Here is a 25,335-nt window from a genome sequence, read left to right on the forward strand (position 1 = left end):
GCCTTCCGCGGTCGCGACGCGTTCGCACCAGCCGCCTGTGCCGTGCTCATTGCCGCGGCATTCCTCCATTTCTTTATGCACTGCGAACCGAAGCCCGGGCCGGCGTGCCCGGGCTGGTCGGTTCGCGCGCGGATTCCCTGTCCAATAATGGGTCATCGAACATGAGTCTTGTCGTATTTCGGCGTGGGTGGTCGTTCAGTTTGCTTTGCGTGGTCGCGAGTGTGACGTTGTCGGCGTGCGGAGGGGGGGATTCCGACTCGCCCGCCGTGGTCGCGCAGGAAAAGGAAGTGCCGCAGGAGCAAGAGGTCGTTGCGGATACCGTCGCGGTATCCGACGAGCCGGGAGCGCCTCCGGATCCGGTGTACCCGCAGTCGCCGGAGCCGCCGCCGGTACCTCATCCGCCGGAGAAGGAAGCGCCGCCTGCGCCGAAACCGCCCGAGAAGGAAGAACCGTCGCCGCCCGATCCGCCCGCACCGGTCGACACGAGCCTCGCCATCAGGAACCACGCAGCCGGTGAGAACCTTTGCCTGTCCGTTTCGACAAGCAACGGCACGGATGTCGGGTTCGACGCGTGTTCGGGAGCCGACGCGCAGCGCTGGCGGATGGTGCAGGCCGGCAACGGCTATTTCAGGGTGAAGAACGTGCTCGCCGAATCGCAGGGCCGGGGCGTCTGCCTGCGCGCGGCCCCGTCGAACCCGGGCACGGTCAACATGTGGCCGTGCGACGGCACGGACTATCCGACGACGCGGATGTGGCGCGCGGACGTCGACATGAGCGGCTCGTTCACGATGCGCAACAAGCACTGGTCGGATGTCGGCAGGGGCGCGTCGCTGCAAGCGACGGACCGCACGCTAGCCATGCTGCCGGCCGCCGAACAGCCAGCCGCATACTGGACCTACGATGGCGAATTGCCGTCGCCGATGCGAATCGTGACGGGCGATCGCCGGGTGCTGCTGATGTCCGCGCACTTCACGGGCCAGACGGCGAATCCTGCCGAGCCGATTCGCAAGGCCGTGTTTGGTGACGGCGCGAGTTACGGTTCGCTCGCGCACTATGTCGGATTGGCGTCGCGCGGCAAGCTGACGCTCGGCGGCAGGATGCTGGAGGACGTCGATCTCGGCGCATTCCCGGCCGGCTGCAATTCGGGCGCCATCCTCGAGCGGGCGAGGGCCGCCGCGCGGGTGCGAGGCGTCGATCCCGGCGCGTTCGACTACCTGTTCGTCGATTTCCCGTACTCGAGCGAATGCAAGTTCGCCGGACTGGCGGCGCGGCCGGGGCAATGGATTCTGTCGAACGGCTCGGGCCACGCGTACTGGATGTGGGCGCACGAATTCGGTCACGGGCTGGGCGCGGGGCATCCCGATTCGCTGCGTAATTGCCCGATCGAGGGCGGCGCCGTCATGCTCGGCGGCGGCTGCGCGAAGGGCGGCATCGACGATCCGGCCGATACGGTGGGCGGTGGCGGCCGGCGCATGTATCCCGTCGATTACCAGCTGTTCGCGGGGTGGCTTGACGAGGCCGACGTGCCGCTGCTCGTCAAGCCGGGCACGTACCGCCTCGCGCCGCTCTGGAGTGCACTGCCGGGCAAGCAGGGCTATCGCCTGCCGCGCGGCGACGGCTCCTACCTGCTGCTCGAATTTCGTCGCCCGCGGGGGGCGAAGGGCACGTACGAGGACTGGCCCGACACGTCGCCGTTCGTCAATGGCGTGGCCGTGCGGATCGTCCGCTATCCGGGCAGCGGTATTCAGAACACGCTCGTCGATGCGACGCCGGGCAGCAAGGACGGCATGAAGGACGCGCCGTTGATGCCCGGCAAGTCGCTCGTCGACACGGTGTCCGGGCGGCGCATCACCGTGCAGTCGGCCGACGATGGCGGCGCGGTGGTGCAGGTCGAGATGGTTCGTTAGCCGAGCGCCGTGCCGGCCCCGGTGTCGCGCCGAAACGTCAGTCGACAAGCTTTCAGGCGGGGCGCCCGCTTCCTTTCGAATCCTTGATGCCATAATGCCAGGCGTGCGCAGCCGCAGCGGTTGCGCACTTTTTTCCTCTGCCGCCGGTCCCGCCGGTTTACTTCGTCGCCGTTCGCACTGTCATGTCGTTCCGCACGCTTGCCCCCGCTGTCCTGGCCCCGTCCGGGCCATTTGCCGGTTGTCCCGGCGTCTTTAAGCGGGGCACGCGGCGCGCCGCGCGGGCAGGCTGACGATGGGCCCGCTCGATCGATTCCTCGATTTCTTCGCCCGCCATCCGCTGCGCCTGCCGCAAAGCCGCGGCGGCCGCGTGGCGCTGGCGCTCGTCTTCATCTATTTCGTCTGGGGTTCGACCTACAGCGGGCTGCATTTCGCGCTGCAGTCGTTCCCGCCGCTGCTGCTGTCGGGGCTGCGCAACCTGCTCGGCGGGATCGGCCTGTTCATCTTCGCGCTGCGGCGCAAGCCCGAATGGCCGACGCTGCTGGAAATCCGCAACTCGGCGATCGTCGGCACGATGCTCGTCGCGCTGTCGTCCGGCACGATCGCGCTCGGCATGCGCACGGTCAGCAGCGGGTCGGCCGCGGTGATGGTCGCCACGGTGCCGCTGTTCGCGACCGTGATCGCGGCGGTCGCCGGGCGGCCGGTGACGAAGGGCGAATGGGCGGCCGTCGCGCTCGGGATGGTCGGCATCGTCGTGCTGAATTCGGGCGGTTCGGCCGCCTCGAACTCGGCGCTCGGCACGATTTGCGTGCTGGCCGGCGCGCTATTCTGGGCGGGCGGCGCGCATCTCGCGACGCGGCTCAAGCTGCCGTCCGACCTGTTCCTGTCGACGTCGCTGCAGATCGGCCTCGGCGGCCTGATGTCGACGATCGTCGCGTGGCTGCTCGGCGAACGCGTCGAACAGCTGGCAGTCGGGCCGGTGTTCGCGTTCGTGTACCTGATGGTGTTCTGCACGATGGCCGCGTACGTCGCGTACGGCTACCTGATCCGCCACACGAGCCCGATCATCGCAAGCAGCTGCATGTACGTGAACCCGATCGTCGCGGTCGCGCTCGGTGCGCTGCTGCTGGGCGAGCCGGTGACGATGGCGACGGTCGTCGCGACCGTCGCGATCCTCGGCAGCGTCGGGCTGTCGTTCGTGTTCGATCCGGCGCGCCGGCCGGCGGCCGCCGCCGCGGCTGCCAGTTCGCCGGCCGTGGCGGCCGAGCAGGCGGCGACGGCGGACGCTTCTGCTGTCGCCGAGCCGATCGCCACGCCGGATGCGGCGCCCATCCTCGCGCCGTCCGCCGTCCCGCTCGCGGTGCCGACGCCCGCGGCGGTGATGGATCCCGCCGCGGTGATCGACCCGGCCCCGGCGTTCGCGCCGCCGCCCGCCACCGCCGAGACGGCCGCCTCGCGCACCGACGCGTGACGCAGCGGCGGCCGGCCGCGCTCAGCCGCGCCGGCCGCCGCGATGGTGGGACCAGCCGGCGAGCGCGGTAAACAGCAGGCCGGCCGCGCACATGCCGGTCCAGCCGAACGCGCGCCATGCGGCGACGCCGACCGACGAGCCGAGCGCGCCGCCGATGAAATAGCACACCATGTACACCGTGTTCACGCGGCTGCGCGCCTCCGGCTTCAGCGCATAGATGCGCGACTGGTTCGAGATCTGCGCGGCCTGTACGCCCACGTCGAGCACGATCACGCCGATCACGAGCCCGACGAGGCTCGAACCCGACAACGCGAAGATCACGAACGACAGCGCGAGCAGCGCGATCGCGAGCGAGATGACTGCGCGCGGGCCGCGTGTGTCCGCGGAGCGGCCCGCATACGGTGCGGCGAGCGCACCCGCGGCTCCGACGATCCCGAACAGGCCGGCTGCCTGCGGGCCGAGATGGAACGGCGCGCCGGCGAGCAGCAGCGTGAGCACCGGCCAGAACGCGCTGAACGCCGCGAACAGCGCGGCGCCCGTCAGCGACGCCTCGCGCAGCCCGCGCAGTTCGGCGGCCAGATGCCACATCGAGCCGAGCAGCTTGCCGTACGACAACGTCGACGTCGGCGAGCTGCGCGGCAGCCGCAGCACGATCACGACGGCGAGCGCGACGAGCGCCGCGACCGAGGCGGCGAACACCGCGCGCCAGCCGAAATACTCGGCGACGAAGCCGGCGGCGGTACGCGCGAGCAGGATGCCGAGCAGCAGGCCGCTCATCACGGTGCCGACCGCGTGGCCGCGTTCGGCTGGCGGCGCGATTTCGGCGGCGAACGGCACGGCCTGCTGCGCGATGGTCGCGAGGATGCCGATCGCGAGGCTCGCGAACGCGAGTACGACGAGCGACGGCGCGGCGGCCGCCGCGATCAGCGCGATCGACAGCCCGGCGATCTGCAGCAGGATCAGCCCGCGGCGATCGAAGCGGTCGCCGAGCGGCGCGAGCAGGAACATGCCGGCCGCATAGCCGAGCTGCGTCGCGGTCGGTACCACGCCGATCCATGACGCGCCGTCCGGAAAGGACGCGCGGAAGCTGTCGAGCAACGGCTGGTTGTAGTAGATGTTCGCGACCGATACGCCCGCGATCGTCGCGAGCAGCAACAGCAGGCCGCGCGAATAGTGGGGCGAGGGGGCGTCGGTCGGACGGTCGGTGGAGGCGGTGGACATGGCGGCGGCAACGGAGTGGGCGGCGCGGCAGGCGGCGCACGCATCGGGTGCGCAGTCAGGCCGGGCGCCGGTCGAGGCTGCCGATCATACCGGAGCGACGCGAATCCTGCCGGCGGCATAACCGGCATAACCGGCATAACCGGCGTAACCGGCGTAACCGGCGTAACCGGCGTAACCGGCCGCCCGTCACGGTACGCGCTTCACGTCGTCAGTCGACCAGCTCGCCCGTCGGCTCGTAGAACGGATACGGTCCCGCGCCTTCGTCCACATAGACGTGATGCGACATCATCCCCGTATCGGGTGCATGACGATGAACCGCGAACGCCGGCGGTTCGAGCCGAAACGCGGACGGCCCATCAACTCGCAAGTCGAATGCGACCTGGTGCGCGGGCGATGGCACCGCGCACGCGAGCGTGCCGCCGAAGCGCGTGAACATCGTGCGGTGCACGTGACCGCAGAGCACACGCTCGACGTTCGGATGGCCGCGCAGCAGCGCATCGAGTTTCGCGGCGGCGGCGGGCGCGAGACGCAGCTTGTCCATGTGTCCGATGCCGGACGCAAACGGCGGGTGATGCAGCGCGACGATCACCGGCCGGTCGCGCGCGGCGTCGAGTTGCGCGGCGAGCCACGCGAGCCGGGCATCGCACAGGTCGCCGTGGCTCGCGCCCGGCACCTGCGAATCGAGCGCGAGCACGCGCACCGCGCCGACGTCGAGCGCGTACTGCACGAATTCGCCGTCCTGCAGCTCGGCACGATCGCCGAACGCGCGGCGCAAACCGGCGCGGTCGTCGTGATTGCCGATCATCAGGTAATACGGAATCTCGAGCGCGTCGAGCAGCCCGCGCAGGTTGCCGTACTCTTCGTCGTGGCCGAAGTCGGTCAGGTCGCCGGTGACGAGCACGGCGTCGGGGCGCGGCACGAGGGCGTTCAGTTTCTCGACGCAGCGCGCGAGCGCGGCCGCCGTGTCGACGCGCCGGTACGCGAGCTGGCCCGGCCGCTTGATGTGGAGATCGCTGATTTGAGCAAGCAGCATCGTCGTTCCTCGGAATCGTCGGGTTGTTGTCGCGGCGGCGTGCGCCGCGTGGGGTGCTGCCTGGATGATGCCGGATCGACGGCTTACGCGCCGAGCGCGATCAGGCCTTCCGGCGCGATCGTGAGGCCGACCGCCGTGCCGCGCGCGAGCGCGATGCGGCCCGGCACGTCGATCACGAGCGCGTCGGGCGCCGCATGCTCGATCGTGAGCCGCGTGCGTTCGCCGAGGAACGCGCACGCGCCGACCGCGCCGCGCAGCGGCGCATGCGCGGGATCGGCGAGCTGCGCATCCTCGGGGCGGAAGAACCACTCGTCGGCCGCATGCGGCGTAACGATCGCGCCGCCGGTCGTTTCGAGCGCGCCGTCGCGCCACTGGCCCGCCAGCCGGTTCAGCGTGCCGATGAACTGCGCGACCGTGCGGTTCGCGGGCTGGTAGTAGATCTCGCGCGGCGTGCCGATCTGCTCGATGCGGCCCGCGCCCATCACGACGATCCGGTCGCCGAGCTCCATCGCTTCGGCCTGGTCGTGCGTCACGTAGACGGTCGTCACGCCGAGCTCGCGCAGCAGCGCGTTCATGTCGCGGCGCAGCACGTCGCGCAGCTTCGCGTCGAGCGCGGTCAGCGGTTCGTCGAGCAGCAGCACGCGCGGCCACACCGCGAGCGCGCGCGCCAGCGCGACGCGCTGGCGCTGGCCGCCCGACAGTTGGTCGACCGGTTTGTCCGCATGTGCGTCGAGCCGCATCATCGCGAGCAGTTCGTCGACGCGTTCGCGCAGCGCACGCGGCTCGGTCTTGCGGATCTTCAGCCCGTAGCCGACGTTGCCGCGCACCGTCAGGTTCGGAAACAGCGCGTAGTTCTGGAACACCATGCCGACTTGCCGGCGCTCGATCGGCAGTGCGGTGACGTCGTCGTCGCCGAACGCGATCGTGCCGCCGGCGTCCGGCGTGTCGAGGCCCGCGATCAGGCGCAGCGTGGTGGTCTTGCCGCAGCCCGACGGCCCGAGCAGCACGAGCGTTTCGCCTGCGCCGATCGACAGGTCGAGCGGTTCGAGCACGCGTGTGCCGCGGAACGTCTTCGCGCAGCCGGTCAGGGTAATGGGAGTGGAATCGAGTTTCATGTCTGCGAAAATTTCAGCGCGGGCGCTTTTTGAGCGCGCGCGTACCGGACGGATCGACGCCAAGCCACTGCATCGCGACGAGCAGCGGCAGCGTCATCAGCAGGAACAGGATCGTGTACGCGCTGCCGACTTCGAGGCGCAGCGATGCATAGGTATCGGCGAGCCCGACCGGCAGCGTCTTGGTGTCGGGTGTATGCAGCATCCACGTGAGGTTGAACTCGCCGATCGACAGCGTGAGCACCGCGAGCGCACCGGCGACGATGCCCGGCCGCAGGTTCGGCAGCACGATCGTGACGAAGCGCGTGACGAACGACGCGCCGAGGCTCGCCGCGCCTTCCTCGAGCGTGCGCAGGTCGGCGCCGGCCGCAACCGCTGCGACCGCGCGCACCATGAACGGCAGCGTGAACACGACGTGGCCGACGACGATGAACCACAGGCTCATCCGGAACGCGGTAAAGCCGCCGTACACGACCAGCAGCGCGAGGGCCGAAGCCAGCCCCGGCAGCGCGACCGGCAGCACGAGCGCTTCCTCGATCGCACGCGCGATGCGGCTCTTGCTGCGCGCGAGCGCATAGCCGGCCGGCACGCCGACGACGAGCGCGATCGCGAGCGTCGCGAACGCGACGTAGAGCGACAGCGCGACCGAGCCGTGATACTGCTGCCACACCTGTTCGAGCCAGCGCAGCGTGAGGCCGCTCGACAGGCCGCGGAAATAGTTGACGGTCAACCCCGCGAGCACCGACATCACGACGGGCACGATCAGGAACGCGCACAGCAGCAGCGTGACGCCCCATTGGAGCGCGGCGATCGCCCGCGCGCCGGCGACGCGCGGCGCATGCCGGGCGGCGCGTGCCGGGTGCAACGGAGCTGGAGCGGGTGCCGGCGACGGCGCGGAAGAGCCGGAAAGCGATTGCATGCGTAAATCCTCAGGCCGCGGCGGCGGCGGTGTGACCGGTGAAGCGGCGCGCGAGCGCGAGCACGGCCCAGGTGACGATGCCGAGCACGATCGACAGGCCGGCCGCCGTCGCGATGTTCGCGTTCAGCGTGAACTCGGTATAGATCGTCATCGGCAGCACGTTCAGGTCGGTGGCGAGCGTGAACGCTGTGCCGAACGCGCCCATCGCGGTCGCGAAGCAGATCGCGCCGGCCGCGATCAGGCCCGGCGCGAGCGCGGGCAATACGATGTCGACGAAGATCCGCCACGGCGACGCGCCGAGCGAACGCGCGGCTTCCTCGAGCGACGCGTCGAGCTTCGACGCGGCCGCGATCACGGTGACGATCACGCGCGGAATCGAGAAGTACAGGTAGCCGATGAACAGGCCGGCCACCGAATACGCGAACACGAATTTGTCGCCGGTGAGCTTCGCCGACAGCATGCCGATCAGCCCCTGGCGTCCGGCGAGCATGATCACCATGAAGCCGACGACGACACCCGGGAACGCGAGCGGAAACGTCAGCAGCGCGAGCAGCACGCGCTTGCCGGCGAATTCGCGGCGCGCGAGCAGGAGGCCCGAGATCGTCGACAGCGCGAGCGTCGCGAGCGTGACGCCCGCGGACAGCGCAACCGTCTCGCCGAGGCTCTTCATGTAGCGCGCATTGCCGAGCAGCGCCGTGTAGTGCGAGAAGAAGGCACCGTCGGCGGATACCTGCACGAGCGAAGCCATCGGCAGCAGCCAGAACGCGGCGAATACCGCCAGCGCCGGCGCGACGAGCGCGATGCGCCAGCGCAGCGGAAAAGTCAGGTCGAGCATCGGTTGCGTCCCGCGGCTTACTGCATGATCTGCAGGTACTGCTGGCCGAACGCCTGCTGGCCGGCCGCCATCTTGCCGAAGTCGACCGGTTTCGCCCGCGCGTATTCGCTCGCCGGCAGGAACTTCGCGGCGATGTCGGCGCCGAGCGTCTGCGCGCGTACCGGGCGCAGGTAGGCGTTGGCCCACAGTTTCTGGCCTTCGTCGGACAGCACGAAGTCGAGCACCTTCTTGCCGTTCGCATCGTGCGGCGCGCCTTTCACGAGGCTCATCACGTACGGCACCGCGATCGTGCCTTCCTTCGGAATCACGAACTCGACGTTCGCGTTGTCCTTGTATTTCGCGCGATACGCATCGAAGTCGTAGTCGAGCAGGATCGGAATCTCGCCGGACAGCACGCGCGCATAGGCCGTCTGCTTCGGCACGATCGGCGCGTTCGCCTTCAGCTTGCGGAACCAGTCGAGGCCCGGCTTGAAGTTGTCGAGGCTGCCGCCGAGCGCCTGGTTGACGGCGACCGCGCCCGCATAGCCGACGAACGCGCTCGACGGATCGAGATAGCCGACCATGCCCTTGTATTCGGGCTTCAGCAGGTCGGCCCACGAACGCGGCACCGGCTTGCCGTCGAGCGCGTCCTTGTTCACGAAGAAGCCGAGCGTGCCCGAGTGGATCGCGAACCAGTAGCCTTGCGGGTCCTTCAGGTTCGCGGGGATGTCGTTCCAGTGCGCGGGCTTGTACGGCGCGATCACGCCCTTGTCCTTCGCCTGGAACGCCGACGACACGCCGAGGTAGACGACGTCGGCCACCGGGCTCTTCTGCTCGGCAATCAGCTGCGCGATCGCCTGGCCGGAGTTCTTGTTGTCGGACGGCACGCGGATGCCGGTCTTCTGCTTGATCGCGGCGATCTGCGCGGCCCAGTCGGCCCATTCGGGCGGGCAGTTGTAGCAGATCGCCGTTTCGTCGGCATGGGCTGCGGGGGCGCCGGCGACGAGCGCGGCGAGGGCGAGCGGCGCGGCAAGCGCGCGCAGCAGCGAGGTCAGGCGAAAGGACACGGTGAATCTCCGGGCGAGTAGGGTGGCGCTGGGGTGGTGTGGTGATCGGTGTGCGTGGCGCGCGTGTGTTGCGATCAGGCCTTGCGCAGGTGCAGGTCGGTGGCCGGCGGTGCGATCGTCGCGCCGTCGCGCACCGCATGCGGCAGGATCGTCGACGTGCGGTCGATCGCGGCGCCGTCGATGCATTCGACGAGACGCTGCCACGCGTGGCGGCCGATGTCGCGGTTCGGCGTCGCGACGCTCGCGAGCGGCGGCGCAAGCAGCTCGCCGATCGCGATTCCGTCGAAGCCGAGCACCGACAGGTCGTCGGGAATCGAGAAACCCGCGCGGCGCAGGCCGCGCATCACGACCATCGCGAGCAGGTCGTTGCTGCAGAAGAGGGCGGTCGGGCGCGTGGCGTGCGCGGTCAGATGCGCGAGCACCGCATCGGGCAGCTCGGGTGCGTTGAAGTCGACTTCGACGGGCGGCAGCGGCGCCACGCCGGCTTCCTCCAGCGCCTGCGCATAACCGAGATGACGCTGGCGCGCCCGGTCCGACGCGGCGAGCGAACCGGCCAGCATCAGCACGCGGCGATGGCCGTGCGCGGTCAGCCGTTGCACGCCGTCATACGCGGCAAGGCGGTTGTCGACCGACACCGACGGACGGCGCTGCGTGTCGTTGTGCATCAGCACGTAATGCGGGCCGTCGCGGTCGAGCATGTCGAGCAGCGGATGCGTGTCCGCATCGGCGACGGTGAGGATCAGCCCTTCGACGCGCTGCTCGCGCAGCGTCTCGATCGCATGACGCTCGCGCGCCGCGTCGTATTCGGTCGTCATCAGGATCAGCTTGAAACCGGCCGCGGTCGCGAGTTCGTCGATGCCTTGCAGGCAGTCGGCGAACACCGGGTTCGACAGCGTCGGCACGACGACGCCGACGAGCCGCGTGCGCTCGCCGCGCAGTTGCCGGCCGAGCGGGCTCGGGCGGAACTGCAGCGTGTCGATGGCGGTGCGGATCGTCTGCAGCGTGGCGGGGCTGACGGTATGCGGCGCGTTGATCGCACGCGAAACGGTGGCGATCGAGAAGCCCGCGAGGGCGGCGACGTCCTTGATGGTCGAGGTCATGAAGTCATGCGATGTAAACGTTTTCGGCCGGGGAATTATCGAAAACGTTTGTGACTTCGCGATGACGCACGCGACGCTTGTTTCGCGAAAAGCACGACACAAATGTCAGACGGTTGAGGTCGTCGGACGACGCGCGGTCGATTGTATCGGGGCAGGTCGCGGCGCGGGACGAAATCGGCGGGCCGTGGGGTGTCGGTGCGGTATCGGCGTCGAACGCCGGGGAGCAAGCGACGCGATGACGGCCGGTATCGCGATGCGGCGCGGCGGAATAAGGGAACGCATGCGCAAGCAATGGTAGAATCGCGTCCGCCCTCTTGCCGGGGTGATGAAATTGGTAAACATAGCGGACTTAAACGATTGAGTGCCCGGTCGGAAACGGTCGGTGCAGAACCCTTCAAATTCGGCGAAACCCCTGATGTGTGCATCGAGGCAACGCCGAGCCAAGCCTCGCGGCATCCGCGAGGAAGGTGTAGAGACTAGACGGGGGGCGCCTAAGGCGCACGGGCAGCGGTCACGCCCGCGCGCGACGGTGAAGGCATAGTCCAGCGCACGAACGGTTCGCGCACGCGACGCCGGCTTTGAAAGAAGCAGTGTGACGAAAATCCGCCGCCTTAACTGGCTTGCCGGTTCGAGTCCGGTCCCCGGCACCAAAAAACGTTCTAGTTGATTCCGAGGAAGCCCTGAAACCCGCCAAAAACTGAGCTTTGGCGGGTTTTTTGTTTCCGGGCTGTTCCGCTTCGAGCGATCGAAATCCGGGGGTATTTGGGGGTATGTTTGAGGGGGCTACCACTTTCACACGTTCTTCTGGCCCTCCTATGCCGCTAACCGATACAGCCATCCGGAATGCCGAGCCCGGGGCACGGCCGCAGAAGCTGTTCGATGGCGGCGGTTTATTCTTGCTCGTTACTTCAGTAGGCCAGCCGAGGCACGATCTCAAGGCGACGTATGGTCGCAGCCGGAAATTTATCGAAATCTATTTCCTGCCGTCGCGAAGAGGCTGGAACGCGACGAACGCCGGGCCAAGTTTAAGAGCGCTTTCCGAACGGCAGAGAAATGCGCTCAGCATACCTACCTTGAAATGGTACTCGCCGCGCAGATAGAGAATGCCAGCCGCCATGTCAGTGTTGGCGAAGCTGCCGAGCTGTAGCTTTCTGCACTCAAACCGATACTACGTCTTTTCGTCTCCCAAGTTGGCTTGTCCGCTGTGGGAGGGCTCACGAGTTCCGCCCGACTCGTGAACCATGTTGCACGAGTCATCTTCCAATACTGCTCCTTATAGCATCTGCGTCGTCATGGTCTTATGTTCATGCAGGATTTCACTGCACATACAAGGGAGATTAGAGATGTCGCAAAGAGTCACCAAGGTGGTCCGCCGGCGGTAGCGAGTTTCAACTTGCCGGTAGACGAGAAGGCAAGCGCACTGGTCGTGTTCCTCCGCCGCAAGGTGGTCGAGAACTGTAGTGGCCTAATGAACCCGGACACTGATTTAGGCGAGAATGCGCGCCATGGAGAGGTGTCTGATGCCGAAGCAACGTCGTTCGTTTTCCCCCGAGTTCAAACAGCAAGCAGCCAGCCTGGTGCTTGACCAGGGTTATAACTTTTCAGAGGCGAGCCGTTCGGTCGGCATCGGTGAGTCGGTGCTGCGGCGGTGGGTTTTGCAGCTTCAGATGGAGCGCCAGGCGTCACGCCGCAGGGCAAGGCAATCACGCCGGATCAGCAACGTATTCAGGAACTCGAGGCGCGCATCGAACGCCTCGAGCGTGAGAAGGCCATTTTAAAAAAGGCTGCCGCGCTCTTGATGTTGGAAGGCATCGAACGTACGAAGTAATTGATCGAACCTGCGGGAGCGAATCGGTCGAGTTGATCTGCTCGGTATCCCTTTAAGGCAGACATTGCTGCTGCGTATGCGACATCATCTCCATTGCCAAGGGCCTGATGAAGGCCGTAGCCGCCTTTATTAGAGCGCTTAATATGCTTGCGAAGTTCAGGGGGGCTGGGAAACGTGACGTCAGCGCCTTTCGTGCATCGCGCGACAAGACTGAAGATGCTGTCATTCTATTAAAGTTTCCGAGTGTATCTTGTGCGATGAGTACGATCCAAGGTTCTGGGCCGCTTTGCACTCGATAACGAACGAAATATCGATGACGCCGATTATATCGGGATCAGATGCCACTACGTAAATCTCGCGCCCCTTGTTTGATTCAGGGTCGCGAAATATTCCTGACTGGCGAACCTCGAAGCCTGCATTGCGAAATGCGGCGGCAGCTTCCATTTCGAGAGGGAAGCCGGTTTCACGCAGCCACTTGATGACCTTGTTATTCAACCCTTGTTCGTCGTGTTCCACGCGAACTCCACATATGACATGTTCAAGAAAATAACTGACAATTTAACGCAATCAAATTGCTCCTGGCATGCGGCCTATGACATGGATTGTGATCCAGGCCGTGCTAATCCTACGGCGAACAACTGCCGAATTCCCCGTCCTACGTCATGCCGAGGCCAGGGCGTGGCTCGGCGAATTGGTGACCAATGACTGCTTTCGCTGATCGTGCCTTAACGCGCGCCGTCGCACCACTAGAATCCGTCCCGATCTTGATCGCCGAAACCTTGGTCACTAGGTTGCGTGCCCTTGCATAAAGGATGGGAAATCTTCGCCCCCTAAGCGAAAGCAAAACGAAAGAAAAAGCGCAATCTCACGTCCCTTGTCGAATTGACTGTGGAAATATCCGCAAACAATCGTTAAAAAATGCCCAATGGGTTAGATTTATGTCACGAATCTGCCTTATTCCAGATAAAATCGCGCGAGCGGCAGTATTCGCGACCGCAGACCGTCCTTGCCTTGCATCTTTGCGGCGGTCGAACCTGAGAGACAAGGACAAGAACAGATGGCACTCGGACCGACAGATTCGGGGAATTTGGGATACAGCGACATCTACGAAGCGCTCAACCGTGGCCTCATGCAGCACGGCCGTTTGTTGACGTTGCGCACCCCGTTGGGCGATAACGCGCTTACGCCTGTTCGCGCGAAAGGGTGGTCGAAGATCGGTCGTGACTACCGCTGGACGGTGGATGCAGTTTCCACGCGCGATGACATCGAATTACTCGCGCTAATGCATCAGCAGGTGTCGTTGCTCATCCAGCAGCCGGCGGCCCCCGGTCCCGACGCGGAGTATCGGCCGATCCACGGCTTCGTCTATCAGATCAGGCGATTGGGAGCCGATGGCGCGCTTTCGCTTTACCAGATCGAGTTCGCGTCCGCCTTGTTTTTCTTGGGTGAAGGTCGCGACGATTATTACTGGCTGGATTCCGATGCGGTCCAGAGCATTAGCACTGTCTTCGACAAATATCCTCAACTGCGCGGGCGCTATCGATTCAATCTCGGTAGTCAGCCAACTACCCGCACGTATACGCGGCAAAGCGAATCGGACCTGAACTTGGTCCATCGGCTTTTGGAAGATGAGGGCTGGTACTTCTATTGGGAGCATGCGCCGGTCAAGGATAGCGAGCCACCGAAGACGACGCTCGTGATCGTGGACAGCATCTCGGCGCTACCAGATGCTCATGATGTTGCGTATTCCCGAAGCAATACAGGGGATGAAATCAATGGCTTGACGCAGTGGGTGATGCAACAGACGGCCCAGCCTATGGAGTTCAGGTCTACCTCTTTCGATCAGGATCGACCGGGTTCGAGCTTCGCGACCGGGAGCTTGATGGAAACGACGACTTACGCCGTCCAGCATTACCGCGACAAGGAAATCCTCAGTATTCCGGGCGTTCCGGCGACAGTGTACGAACCGACGACTTTGGGGTACCCCGACTCCGACAGTGGTGCTCGCCGCGCACAGATTCGAACGCAGGCGTGGGATGCGATGGCCCGTCGTTTTATCGGCGTCGGTGGGGTGCGCTGGCTCGATGCAGGTTCGCGGTTCGTTCTGAATGACCATCCTCGTCACGATACCCCCGATTCGAAGGACCGAGAGTTTCTGTCGGTCGATATGCATTGGTTCATCTTGAACAATGTGCCGTTCGCCCGGCAGTCGGAAGCGTTTCCGTTCAGCCTGCAATCGGAGCTCGACCGCGTTCAGGCGGAATACGAGCAGGCGTCGGTATCCCGGCCTCGTGCCAACGATGGTTCGGTGGGCTTTTTCTTGATGAAGATGGAAGCGCAGCGCACGGATGTTGTGTACCGCAGTCCGCTCGAGCATAAGAAGCCGGCAATGCAAGTTGAACACTTGCTGGTCGGCGCACCGGACGGCGAAGAAGCGTGGACGAACAAGAACAACGAGATACGTGGCCGGTTCGCATGGGACCGGCAGAGCAAGCCGGACGATTACAACACATCGCCGTGGTTGCGGGTCATGCAGGGCGATACGGGCGACGGCTATGGTGCAGTTCACGTGCCGCGTAAGGGCGAATGGGTCGCGGTCGGTTACTGGCAAGGAGATTGTGATCGCCCCTTCGTGATGGGGCGCTTGCCTGGTGGGACCACGCAGCAGCCGTGGCATTCGGACGTACTGAAATCGGGCCAACAGTCGCGCGGCTTCGGCAATACCGGTGCCTACAACGCCCTGATCCACGACGATTCCACGCATCAGGGCGGGCAGCGCCTGACGAGCTATACCGGGGGAACCTACCACCTATTTCATCAGGGGTACTTGATCGATCAGACGGGCAACACGCGAGGCGGGTATCGCGGGATTGGCTACAAACTTCATACCGACGCATTCGGTGCCATGCGCGCGAATCAGGGGATGGCGATCAGCACGCAGCACAAGTCTCCTGACGCCGAACAACTGGACGTGCGGGAGGCGCGCCAGCAACTGGCCCGTGCGGGGAATTTGGTCGATTCGTTGTCGGAAGCCAGCAAGGGGCATCAGGCGGCGGACCTCAAGACCGGTCACGATGCGCTGAAGCATTTCACTGACGTACTCGAATTGCCGCAGACGCCCGAGGCCAAGGGCGGTCGCACGGGAGGTGGCGGCACGGGCACCGCGAACGCCTTCAAGGAACCCGTGATGCTGCTGGACAGCCCGGCCGGAATTGCCGCGTCGACGCAGCAGTCGGTGCATCTCGCGGCGGATCAGCTCATCAACCTCGTCAGCGGTCAGACCACGACCGTCGCGTCGGGACAGTCGTTGATCGTCGCGGCGCTCAACTTGATCAGCATCTTTGCGCAGAACGGCGGGATGAAGGCAATCGCGGGTAAGGGCGACATCGATATTCAGGCGCATGCCGGCGTGATCGATTTGGCAGCTCAACTTGCATTGCACATCCGGTCCGTAACGGATGTTATCGAAGTCGCCTCCGGTAAGGAAATCCGGATTCTGTGCGGTGGCGCGATCGTCCAGATCAGTCAGGACGGCAGCATCAATATCCACTCACCGGGCAAGATCGACTTCAAGGCCGCAAGCTATTCGTTTGCTGGCCCCGCACGGGTCGATATAACGAACCCCGCGTTCAAGGATTCGCCGGTCCAGAAGCTGTCGCTGAACATGTTTGCGTCGCCCTCGGCGAAAAATGCTGCCCCGGTTGGCATGCCATATAAACTCTATGCAGACGGCGCGCTGATTAAGCAGGGCGTGTTCGACGAGACTGGGCAGTTGCCAATCGACCATCATGTGGCGACGCAGAAGTACACACTTGAATTGGCAAACGGTGTTAAGCATGAAATTCCCGTGCCAGGCGATTATCACGACGCTGCTAATGGTGCCCTCGCGAATCAAGGCTTCCAGTTTCACGAAAGTAGTAGTGCGGCGGACATCACTCCACCTGGCGATCGGGCATTGCACCGAACGCGCTACAGCGAACTGCTGAACCCGTCAACCGGAGACGACGCATGACCGCCAAGACGATCACTACGCCGATGGCACTCAATCAGACTTCAAGTGCAACGGTGTGTTCACCTTGGTTTGTGGACACCACGGACGAGGGAAAGCCCGTCGAGTTTCATCCGATCACATGCTCTTACCAACCCCTCGTAAACGGTCAGGAGGCGTTTGGTGCTGTGTATGATGCCATCGTGGCGGCACGGTACAGCATTGACATCATCTGTTGGGGCTTCCAGCCGTCGATGTATTTCAAGCGTGGGGACGGAGCGGCGTCGCTCAATATCGGCGACCTGCTTCTCAAGAAAGGACTGGAGGGGGTTCGGGTCCGACTTCTGTGTTGGGCCGACTCCCTCAATGTCGCTCAGGTCACCGAAAACTCGACGCCGGGTTTTAGTTGGTTGCGAAACCGTGTCTTGCAGAACGAGAACGATGCGGAGCGGGAGTACGATCGTGCTTGGTATTTGACCGCGCGAGCAGTGCCTCCTTCCCCGTTCCGGGAAGAGCAGGCGAACAAGCAAGCAGCTGATTTGCGCGCCAAGCATGCTGCCGGCCTGCCGCCTCCTGAGCCGTCAAAAAACACTGTAGCCTTGCAGGGGCTGCCGTGTATCGAAGTGGCAACACGAGATTTTTCGTTGGGGGACCGCGCGGAAATCATCTATCGTGAATCGCGGTTTCGCGAAGACAAGAACTTGAACGAAGAAGCGGTCACGTTTGGCTTCGGCACCGAACCTTCGCACCATCAGAAAATGGTGCTCGTGGACTACGAAGCGCCCGAACATGCCGTGGGTTTCGTGATGGGCCATAACACGCTGGATGCATACTGGGACGATGATAAGCATTCGTTTGCGCGGATGCATCCTCGCTTCGGGCGCAACGGTGCGACACCGCGACAGGATATGTCGGCGCTTGTGACGGGACCGATCCTCGAACATCTCAATGTCAATTTCTGCAATGCGTGGAAGCGCAGCACGGATGTCGATTTATTGCCGACCCGCCGGGCGCTCGCCTCAAGACTTCGGTTGCGCAAGGACAAGGGTACGCCAGTCATGGCGCAAATCTTGCGCACACAATCGCAGGAGGGCCGCCGCGATATTCGGGCGATGTACAAGCAGGCGACGGACAATGCGTGCCGCTACATCTATATCGAGAATCAGTATTTCCGCTGGCCGCCGTTGGTCGATCACATCAAGACTGCGATCAACAGACAGACGGCTGGGGGGCGAGATATTGGCAAGCATGGACCGCTGTATCTGTTCGTGGTGACGAATTCCAGTGATGATGCATTGGACCACGGGCAGGTATCGACATACCGGATGATGGAATCGCTGGGACACGCGGACACGATGCCGAACGTGACAAGGTTGGAGCGGAACGACGTGTATCAGCAGCAGCGACGCAATCTAGCAGCGAGCATTGACGGTACTGACAGCACGGCGCAGTTGATTCAGACTTATGGAACGGGTTCGAAAGCCGAGATCGCCAAAGCCTTGGAAAAGAACGAAGCGCACAAGAAGGATTTGCAGAAGCAGCTCAACGACGTGAATGCCAAGATTGCTGACAATAACAAGGGGCAAGTCATTCCAGGCGATATTCCGGGGCTGAAGACACTGATCTGTACTCTGGTTGCGCCAGACTCTCCAGCAGGAAAGTGGATGGACACTTATGTGCACAGCAAGATCATGGTCATCGATGATGTGTTTCTGACGCATGGTTCGGCAAACATCAACACGCGAAGCATGGAGGTGGATAGCGAGTTGAACATCTGCCACGAGCATGGCGATGTGAGCAGGGCTCTTCGGAAGAGGTTGTGGGCAATACATACGAAACCGGCTCCGTCTGAGGGGCAGGGAGCTGCGAGCGGTAATGACGTCAATAGTGCAGCGATAGGTGACAACATGACTGACGCATTCAATCAGTGGGTGAAGATCACGGATCGAAACAAACGCCTGCGAGGAAGCAATCTTCAGCCCTTGGCTGCGCTCGTCAGTTTTTCCTCCAATACGACAACACGAAGCAGGCTTGATTGATCATGCGCGTACTAGTTGCCATCTCCGTTGTTTGCCTGCTGACCGCCTGTTCGAAGAACGAAAGTGCTATGAATCCGTTGCCCGATGTTAGCGCAGTGCGCCTTAATCTCGCCTTCACATGCACGCATGAAGCCGACCATCTGCCGCCCCTTGATCCGGAGGCGGATGCGCTTTTCCAGTACGCCCGATTCCTTGAGAAGAGGGAAGGGCCGAAGGATTTCAACGATGTCGCTCGGTACTACCGCATCGCGGCCGCGTTTGGCCACTATAAGGCAAATCACAACCTGCAAATCCTAATCTCGTCGGGAATGGCGTCTTCACCCGATCCTGAGAAGGAAAGCGTTGATCTAGCTGAACACCTTATCAAGGCGGGTGTGCCAAGCGGTTACTACGATATTGGACACTATCTTCTGAATGGGTACGGGGTTCAGAGAGACGATGAGGCGGCTCGAAGATACATCCGCAAAGCCGCAGATTTGGGAAATGCTGAAGCTCAGTACTATGTTGCTGACATCCTTGCGCCGGATAATATGGCACCGGACATCGCATACGCGATGTTCCAGTGTGCAGCCGATCAAGGCCATGGCAAAGCTGCTAATAACCTTGGAATTATCGAGACGATAAAGCAGCGATATCCAAGTGCACTTCGAGCGTTCCAGCAAGCTGCAGCGGCTGGCGACAGGCAAGGGGCTCTTTCATTGGAGGACGGTTTCAAGGGGCCGCCAGTGAACGACAAGCTCAACTACATTGGGGTGGCCGCCGATCCTGAGCGCGTTCGTCGATACAGTGCAATCGGCAAGTTCATCGATGCGAACGATGGTCGCAATCCCAAGGTTCCGGATATCGATAAGATCGTACCGCTCCCCCCTGCGAAACTTCCGTCGTGGGATGGCACGTTTCAATGGCAAAAGGAACAGGAAGCTGCTGCTCCTCCACTGAAACCGTCGAGTGAAGTCATCGATCAGATGGCGAAGGCGAAGCATCTCGACCCGGCAACAGGATTACCCCTGGCAAGTCAGACGGAGAAAACTGCGCAACAAGATCCGCCTGCGAACATCGCAACTCGTGTGCCTTTGGGGACCGTCGCGCGTACCGGCCAGCAGTGTCCGGAAGATGGCGTATGGTGCGCGAAGCTGGATGCCGGTCAGGTTGGTGATGCGAAACGCAGGTTTCTTAAGGGTGACGCGTTGCCTTCCGTCGTCGTGCACGAACCTCGACGGCTAGCGGTCCTCGACAGCATGCTGGGTACACGTCAGCGCATGGCGCCTGTTGCTTGGGAACTCGTTGCATACCTTGATCAGTCTTGACCCGGTTCCTCGTTGGAGGGCTACAAGCCGATGACCTCTTTTGTAATCGACAAGGAAGATCGCTCGACGTGAACCAACCGAATGAAGCGAAGAGACGTGCGCACCCCGTGACGTTGATAGGGCTCGGCTGGTTGCTGTTCGTCCTTGGGCTGCCGTGCTGGGTCCTAGTGAGCAGTGCGCTTCACGTATTCGCTCCGTATGCCGATTGGCCCAAAATGATCGGGATGATCGGGGTACCAGTGCCGTTGCTATTCGTCACAGCTTGGAAGTACGACCGCGAGTACACGGGTGAAATCGGTCCTCTTCTGGTGGGCTGGTGCGTGGGCGTCGGAGTGGCGAGATTGGCCTTTTTAATTGGAGGCTTGGCTCCGCATGGCTGACTGCGTGGCGAAGATGGCACGCCTGTATTCGTTCGTTTGGGGATGTGACTGAGGCAACGGAAAATGACCCGATACTTGATTCTCGATGGAGATCATACGACCGTGGCGGGAACCGTTCGTGTGAAGGCGACGCCGTTTGAATTGGACGGCAGGCATATTGCGCATGAAGACGACGACGTAATTTGCCCTGCTTGCAAATCAATCGGCAAGATTCAATGCGCCGGTCCACGACTTCCAATGACAGGGCCGGACGGACGGTACGTCGCGCTGAGTGATGACCTGTGTATTTGCAAGTGCACCCCGCCACCGAAGCTGGTTGCGTCACAACAGGTCATGTCGGTCGACGTGTGACGCCCACCGCGATGTAGTGAGCGCGTGCTGGTCTAGCATCCGTTCACTGCGCAGAAAACCGCGCCATGTGATACTGGCACGCACGTCGCACCGGACGCCTGCGTCGCCACGGCCAACGCGTTCCGCTGACAGCCTTCCTCATCGTTTGCGTCTCGCAAGACCACCCGTCATGACCGACTCGACCCATCACTATTACGAACCGTCGCAAGGCCACGGCCTGCCGCACGACCCGTTGAACGCGATCATCGGCCCGCGCCCGATCGGCTGGATTTCATCCCGCGGCAGCGACGGTACGCTGAACCTCGCGCCGTACAGCTTCTTCAACGCGTTCAACTATCGGCCGCCCATCATCGGCTTTTCGAGCACCGCCGCGAAGGACAGCGTGCGCAACGTGCAGGAGACCGGCGAGTTCGTGTGGAACCTCGCGACGCGCGATCTGGCCGAGCGGATGAACCAGACCTGCGCCGCCGTGCCATACGACGTGAACGAGTTCGAACTCGGCGGCCTGACTGCGGTGCCGTCACGGCTCGTCGACGTGCCGCGTGTCGCGGAAAGCGGCGTGAACTTCGAATGCAAGGTGACCGACGTGATCCGGCTGCGCGATCATCACGGTGTCGAGACGCCGGCCACGCTGGTGCTGGGCGAGGTCGTCGCGGTTCATATCCGCCATGACTTGCTGAAGGACGGCATCTTCGACACGTTCGGCGCGGGCATCATTCTTCGCGCGGGCGGCCCGTCGGCCTATGTGCACGTGACGCCCGACAGCCGCTTCGACCTCTTCCGTCCCGACGCGTGATCGATCGCGCGTCGCAGCAGGCAGGCAAACCACGCGCACAGGCACCCGCACCCGACGCAAGACCTCGCGAAGATCCAGGATTTCGCGGGGTCTTTGGCTTCGTACCCTCACACGATCGGGACACGCCGATCCGTTCGCGCCCCGGAGGCCCGCTCTTCGCCGGCCCGGCGACCCTGCACCGCAGCAAACCCGTCCCGCGCCGACTCCCCGCCGCACTCACGCGCCGCCTCGATCGGCCATGGCAAATCTGCTCACGACGAACGAGCGGCTTGGGCATCGACGTCCGCCGCTGCCAGGCATAGATTTCCAAGGTTGACGCGCTTATCCGCGCGTCAGCTCGCGCGCGGGCCGGCAACCGGCCCGCGCGTTCCCAAACAGCGTGAGACACAATCGAGCGTGGAGACGACACGATGAGCCTGTCAGAGCCATTGCGTCTGCATGTGCCGGAGCCCACCGGGCGCCCGGGCTGCAAGACGGACTTTTCCTATCTGCATCTATCGCCGGCCGGCGCCGTCCGCCGCCCGCCGATCGACGTAGCCGCGGCGGACACCGCCAATCTCGCCCGCAGCCTCGTGCGCGTGCTCGACGACAGCGGCAAGGCCGTCGGCCCGTGGGCCCCCGATCTCGACGATGCGCGGCTGATCGCCGGGCTGCGCGCGATGCTCAAGACCCGCATTTTCGACGCGCGCATGATGATCGCGCAGCGCCAGAAGAAAATCTCCTTCTACATGTTGAGCCTCGGCGAGGAGGCGATCGGCACCGCGCATGCGATGGCGCTGCGCGATGGCGACATGTGCTTTCCGACCTACCGGCAGCAGAGCATCCTGATCGCGCGCGACGTGCCGCTCGAGCGGATGATTTGCCAGCTGATGTCGAACGAAGGCGATCCGCTGAAGGGTCGCCAGCTTCCGGTGATGTACTCGGACCGCGAAGCCGGCTTCTTCTCCATTTCCGGCAACCTCGCGACGCAGTTCATCCAGGCGGTTGGCTGGGCGATGGCGTCGGCGATCAAGGGCGACACGAAGATCGCGTCCGCGTGGATCGGCGACGGCGCGACGGCCGAAGCCGATTTCCATACCGCGCTGACGTTCGCGCACGTGTACCGCGCGCCGGTCGTGCTGAACGTGGTCAACAACCAGTGGGCGATCTCGACGTTCCAGGCGATCGCGGGCGGCGAGGGCACGACCTTCGCCGGGCGCGGCGTCGGCTGCGGGATCGCATCGCTGCGCGTCGACGGCAACGACTTCCTCGCGATCTACGCGGCGTCGAGCTGGGCGGCCGAACGCGCGCGCCGCAACCTCGGCCCGACGCTGATCGAGTGGGTGACCTACCGCGCGGGCGCGCATTCGACGTCGGACGATCCGACCAAGTACCGGCCGAGCGACGACTGGTCTCATTTCCCGCTCGGCGATCCGATCGAGCGCTTCAAGCGTCACCTGATCGTCAAGGGCATCTGGTCGGACAGCGCGCACGACGCATTGACGGCCGAGCTCGAGGCCGAGGTGATCGCCGCGCAGAAGGAAGCGGAGAAATACGGGACGCTGGCCGACGACCGGATTCCGTCGCCGGCCTCGATGTTCGACGACGTCTACAAGGAGCTGCCCGCGCACCTGCGCCGTCAGCGTCAGGAACTGGGAGCGTGATCATGGCGCAACACGAGACAGGGACGGCCACGCAGCCGATGACGATGATCCAGGCGCTGCGCTCCGCGATGGACGTGATGCTCGGGCGCGACAGCGATGTGGTCGTGTTCGGGCAGGACGTCGGCTATTTCGGCGGCGTGTTCCGCTGCACCGAAGGACTGCAGAACAAATACGGGAAATCGCGCGTGTTCGATGCGCCGATCTCCGAAGGCGGGATCGTCGGCGCGGCGGTCGGGATGGGCGCGTACGGACTGCGGCCCGTCTGCGAGATCCAGTTCGCCGACTATTTCTACCCGGCATCCGACCAGATCGTGTCGGAAGGCGCGCGGCTGCGCTATCGATCGGCCGGCCAGTTCACCGCGCCGATGACGATCCGGATGCCGTGCGGCGGCGGGATCTACGGGGGGCAGACGCACAGCCAGAGCCCGGAGGCGATGTTCACGCAGGTGTGCGGGCTGCGCACGGTGATGCCGTCGAATCCGTACGACGCGAAAGGGCTGCTGATCGCGTCGATCGAGAACGACGATCCGGTGATCTTCCTCGAACCGAAACGGCTGTACAACGGGCCGTTCGACGGCCATCACGAACGGCCCGTCACGTCGTGGCTCAAGCATCCGGCGAGCGCGGTGCCGGAAGGCTACTACACCGTGCCGCTCGATACGGCCGCCGTCGTGCGGCCCGGCAACGACGTGACCGTGCTCACCTACGGCACGACCGTGCACGTGTCGCTCGCCGCGGCGGAGGAGACGGGTATCGACGCGGAAGTGATCGACCTGCGCACGCTGTGGCCGCTCGATCTCGACACGGTCGTCGCGTCGGTGCGCAAGACCGGACGCTGCGTCGTGGTGCACGAGGCGACGCGCACCTGCGGCTATGGCGCGGAGCTCGTGTCGCTGGTCCAGGAACACTGCTTCTACCACCTCGAAGCGCCGGTCGAGCGCACGACGGGCTGGGACACCCCGTATCCGCATGCGCAGGAATGGGCGTACTTTCCGGGGCCGACCCGGGTCGGTGAAGCGTTGCGACGCGTGATGGAGGCGTGAGATGGGGATTCATGTCATCAAGATGCCGGATATCGGCGAGGGGATCGCCGAGGTCGAACTGGTGGCCTGGCATGTGGAAGTCGGGCAGACGATCAAGGAAGACCAGCCGCTCGCCGACGTGATGACCGACAAGGCGGCGGTCGAGATTCCGTCGCCGGTGACGGGCAAGGTGATCGAACTGGGCGGCCGGATCGGCGAGATGATGGCGGTCGGCAGCGAGCTGATTCGGCTGGAAGTCGAAGGCGACGGCAACCTGAAGGCCGCGGCACCGGTGCGGGAAACAAAGGTAGCAACCGCACCGGTCGCGGCGGCGACGCCGTCGAAGCCGGTGGCGGACGTGCCGGCCGAGCCGCCTGTGCAGCCCGCAGCGCCTCGCGCAGCGGCGCAACCGCGCCGCGACGAACCGGCCGCGCAGCCGCGCGCGGCGCGCGCGCCGGGCGAACGGCCGCTCGCGTCGCCGGCCGTGCGTCAGCGCGCGTGGGACATGGGCATCGAGCTGCGCTACGTACGCGGCACCGGCGAGGCCGGCCGGATCCTGCACGCGGATCTCGATGCGTATGCAGGATCCGGCGGCGGCACGGCGCGCGCATCGCAACCGCGCGGCTACGACGAACGCCACGACGAAACCGAAGTGCCGGTGATCGGCCTGCGTCGCGCGATCGCGCGCAAGATGCAGGAAGCGAAGCGCCGCATTCCGCACTTCAGCTACGTCGAGGAAATCGACGTGACCGAGCTCGAATCGTTGCGCACGGAACTGAACCGCCGCCACGGCGACACGCGCGGCAAGCTCACGCCGCTGCCGCTGCTGATCCGCGCGATGGTGATCGCGCTGCGCGACTTCCCGCAGATCAACGCGCGCTTCGACGACGAAGCGGGTGTGGTCACGCGCTACGGTGCGGTGCACATGGGCGTCGCGACGCAGACGGACGGCGGCCTCACGGTGCCCGTGCTGCGCCATGCGGAAGCGCGCGACGTGTGGTCGATCTCGGCGGAAATCGCGCGGCTCGCCGACGCGGTGCGCGCGAACCGTGCTCAGCGCGACGAGCTGAGCGGATCGACGATCACGATCTCGAGCCTCGGCGCGCTCGGCGGCATCGTGTCGACGCCGGTGATCAATCATCCGGAAGTGGGCATCGTCGGCGTGAACCGGATCGTCGAGCGGCCGATGATCCGCGACGGCGCGGTCGTCGCGCGCAAGATGATGAACCTGTCGTCGTCGTTCGATCATCGCGTCGTCGACGGCGCGGACGCGGCCGAATTCATCCAGGCCGTGCGCGCGGTGCTCGAACGCCCGGCATTGCTGTTCGTGGAGTGAGCCG

Annotated in this window: 18 protein-coding genes and 1 pseudogene; 11 read left to right on the forward strand and 8 right to left on the reverse strand. The window is 64.2% G+C overall.

All coding sequences use genetic code 11. The annotated features are described in order from the left end of the window. Positions 1–287: 287 nt before the first annotated feature. Positions 288–1,907 (forward strand): RICIN domain-containing protein, encoded by a 1,620-nt coding sequence (locus CFB81_RS05760; protein ID WP_256975952.1) that lies wholly within the window; start codon positions 288–290, stop codon positions 1,905–1,907. Between the two features lie 292 nt (positions 1,908–2,199). Then, positions 2,200–3,375 (forward strand): EamA family transporter, encoded by a 1,176-nt coding sequence (locus CFB81_RS05765; RefSeq protein WP_069617058.1) that lies wholly within the window; start codon positions 2,200–2,202, stop codon positions 3,373–3,375. A gap of 21 nt (positions 3,376–3,396) precedes the next feature. Here the strand turns inward: CFB81_RS05765 and CFB81_RS05770 are convergent, their stop codons facing one another. From CFB81_RS05770 to CFB81_RS05800, 7 genes are all read right to left on the reverse strand, one after another. Further along, positions 3,397–4,596 (reverse strand): MFS transporter, encoded by a 1,200-nt coding sequence (locus CFB81_RS05770; RefSeq protein WP_089434784.1) that lies wholly within the window; start codon positions 4,594–4,596, stop codon positions 3,397–3,399. Between the two features lie 208 nt (positions 4,597–4,804). After that, complete coding sequence (locus CFB81_RS05775; protein WP_089434785.1) at positions 4,805–5,629, reverse strand: phosphodiesterase; 825 nt, start codon at positions 5,627–5,629, stop codon at positions 4,805–4,807. Between the two features lie 83 nt (positions 5,630–5,712). Next, a complete protein-coding gene (locus CFB81_RS05780; protein ID WP_089434786.1) occupies positions 5,713–6,744 on the reverse strand; it encodes an ABC transporter ATP-binding protein in 1,032 nt (343 codons plus the stop codon). Positions 6,745–6,757: 13 nt separating this feature from the next. Beyond that, on the reverse strand, positions 6,758–7,660 hold the full coding sequence (locus CFB81_RS05785) for an ABC transporter permease (protein WP_089434787.1): 903 nt from the start codon (positions 7,658–7,660) through the stop codon (positions 6,758–6,760). 10 nt (positions 7,661–7,670) lie between these two features. After that, positions 7,671–8,495: an ABC transporter permease gene (locus CFB81_RS05790; RefSeq protein ID WP_089434788.1), complete on the reverse strand. Its 825-nt coding sequence runs from the start codon at positions 8,493–8,495 to the stop codon at positions 7,671–7,673. Positions 8,496–8,512: 17 nt separating this feature from the next. Beyond that, positions 8,513–9,541: an ABC transporter substrate-binding protein gene (locus tag CFB81_RS05795; RefSeq protein ID WP_089434789.1), complete on the reverse strand. Its 1,029-nt coding sequence runs from the start codon at positions 9,539–9,541 to the stop codon at positions 8,513–8,515. A gap of 74 nt (positions 9,542–9,615) precedes the next feature. Continuing rightward, complete coding sequence (locus tag CFB81_RS05800; RefSeq protein ID WP_089434790.1) at positions 9,616–10,641, reverse strand: substrate-binding domain-containing protein; 1,026 nt, start codon at positions 10,639–10,641, stop codon at positions 9,616–9,618. Between the two features lie 1,520 nt (positions 10,642–12,161). On the opposite strand from CFB81_RS05800, the pseudogene CFB81_RS05820 reads away from it, so the two are divergent. Then, a pseudogene (locus CFB81_RS05820) lies at positions 12,162–12,510 on the forward strand (transposase); the annotation flags it as partial. A gap of 181 nt (positions 12,511–12,691) precedes the next feature. On the opposite strand, the gene CFB81_RS35275 reads toward CFB81_RS05820, so the two are convergent. Then, positions 12,692–12,985 carry a hypothetical protein gene (locus tag CFB81_RS35275; RefSeq protein WP_124502414.1) on the reverse strand — a complete coding sequence of 98 codons (294 nt, stop codon included), beginning with the start codon at positions 12,983–12,985 and terminating at the stop codon, positions 12,692–12,694. Between the two features lie 541 nt (positions 12,986–13,526). Here CFB81_RS35275 and CFB81_RS05825 point away from each other — a divergent pair. From CFB81_RS05825 to CFB81_RS05860, 8 genes are all read left to right on the forward strand, one after another. Beyond that, positions 13,527–16,481 (forward strand): type VI secretion system Vgr family protein, encoded by a 2,955-nt coding sequence (locus CFB81_RS05825; RefSeq protein ID WP_089434793.1) that lies wholly within the window; start codon positions 13,527–13,529, stop codon positions 16,479–16,481. Further along, positions 16,478–18,496, forward strand: a complete 2,019-nt coding sequence (locus CFB81_RS05830; RefSeq protein ID WP_089434794.1) for a phospholipase D-like domain-containing protein — start codon at positions 16,478–16,480, stop codon at positions 18,494–18,496. Before CFB81_RS05825 ends, CFB81_RS05830 begins: the two co-directional genes overlap by 4 nt. A gap of 2 nt (positions 18,497–18,498) precedes the next feature. Then, positions 18,499–19,803 carry a sel1 repeat family protein gene (locus CFB81_RS05835; RefSeq protein ID WP_221623558.1) on the forward strand — a complete coding sequence of 435 codons (1,305 nt, stop codon included), beginning with the start codon at positions 18,499–18,501 and terminating at the stop codon, positions 19,801–19,803. 443 nt (positions 19,804–20,246) lie between these two features. Further along, complete coding sequence (locus tag CFB81_RS05840) at positions 20,247–20,534, forward strand: PAAR domain-containing protein (RefSeq protein ID WP_089434796.1); 288 nt, start codon at positions 20,247–20,249, stop codon at positions 20,532–20,534. Positions 20,535–20,703: 169 nt separating this feature from the next. Continuing rightward, positions 20,704–21,330 (forward strand): flavin reductase family protein, encoded by a 627-nt coding sequence (locus tag CFB81_RS05845; protein WP_089434797.1) that lies wholly within the window; start codon positions 20,704–20,706, stop codon positions 21,328–21,330. 410 nt (positions 21,331–21,740) lie between these two features. Then, positions 21,741–22,973, forward strand: coding sequence for a 3-methyl-2-oxobutanoate dehydrogenase (2-methylpropanoyl-transferring) subunit alpha (locus CFB81_RS05850; RefSeq protein WP_059573914.1), 1,233 nt, complete (start codon positions 21,741–21,743; stop codon positions 22,971–22,973). Positions 22,974–22,975: 2 nt separating this feature from the next. Continuing rightward, positions 22,976–24,016, forward strand: a complete 1,041-nt coding sequence (locus CFB81_RS05855; RefSeq protein ID WP_050015137.1) for an alpha-ketoacid dehydrogenase subunit beta — start codon at positions 22,976–22,978, stop codon at positions 24,014–24,016. 1 nt (position 24,017) lies between these two features. Beyond that, entirely contained in the window at positions 24,018–25,331 is a 1,314-nt protein-coding gene (locus tag CFB81_RS05860) for a dihydrolipoamide acetyltransferase family protein (RefSeq protein WP_089434798.1), read from the forward strand. Positions 25,332–25,335: the final 4 nt, after the last annotated feature.

It is taken from the genome of Burkholderia sp. AU28863 (assembly GCF_002223195.1).
GTDB classification, from domain to species: Bacteria; Pseudomonadota; Gammaproteobacteria; order Burkholderiales; family Burkholderiaceae; genus Burkholderia; species Burkholderia sola.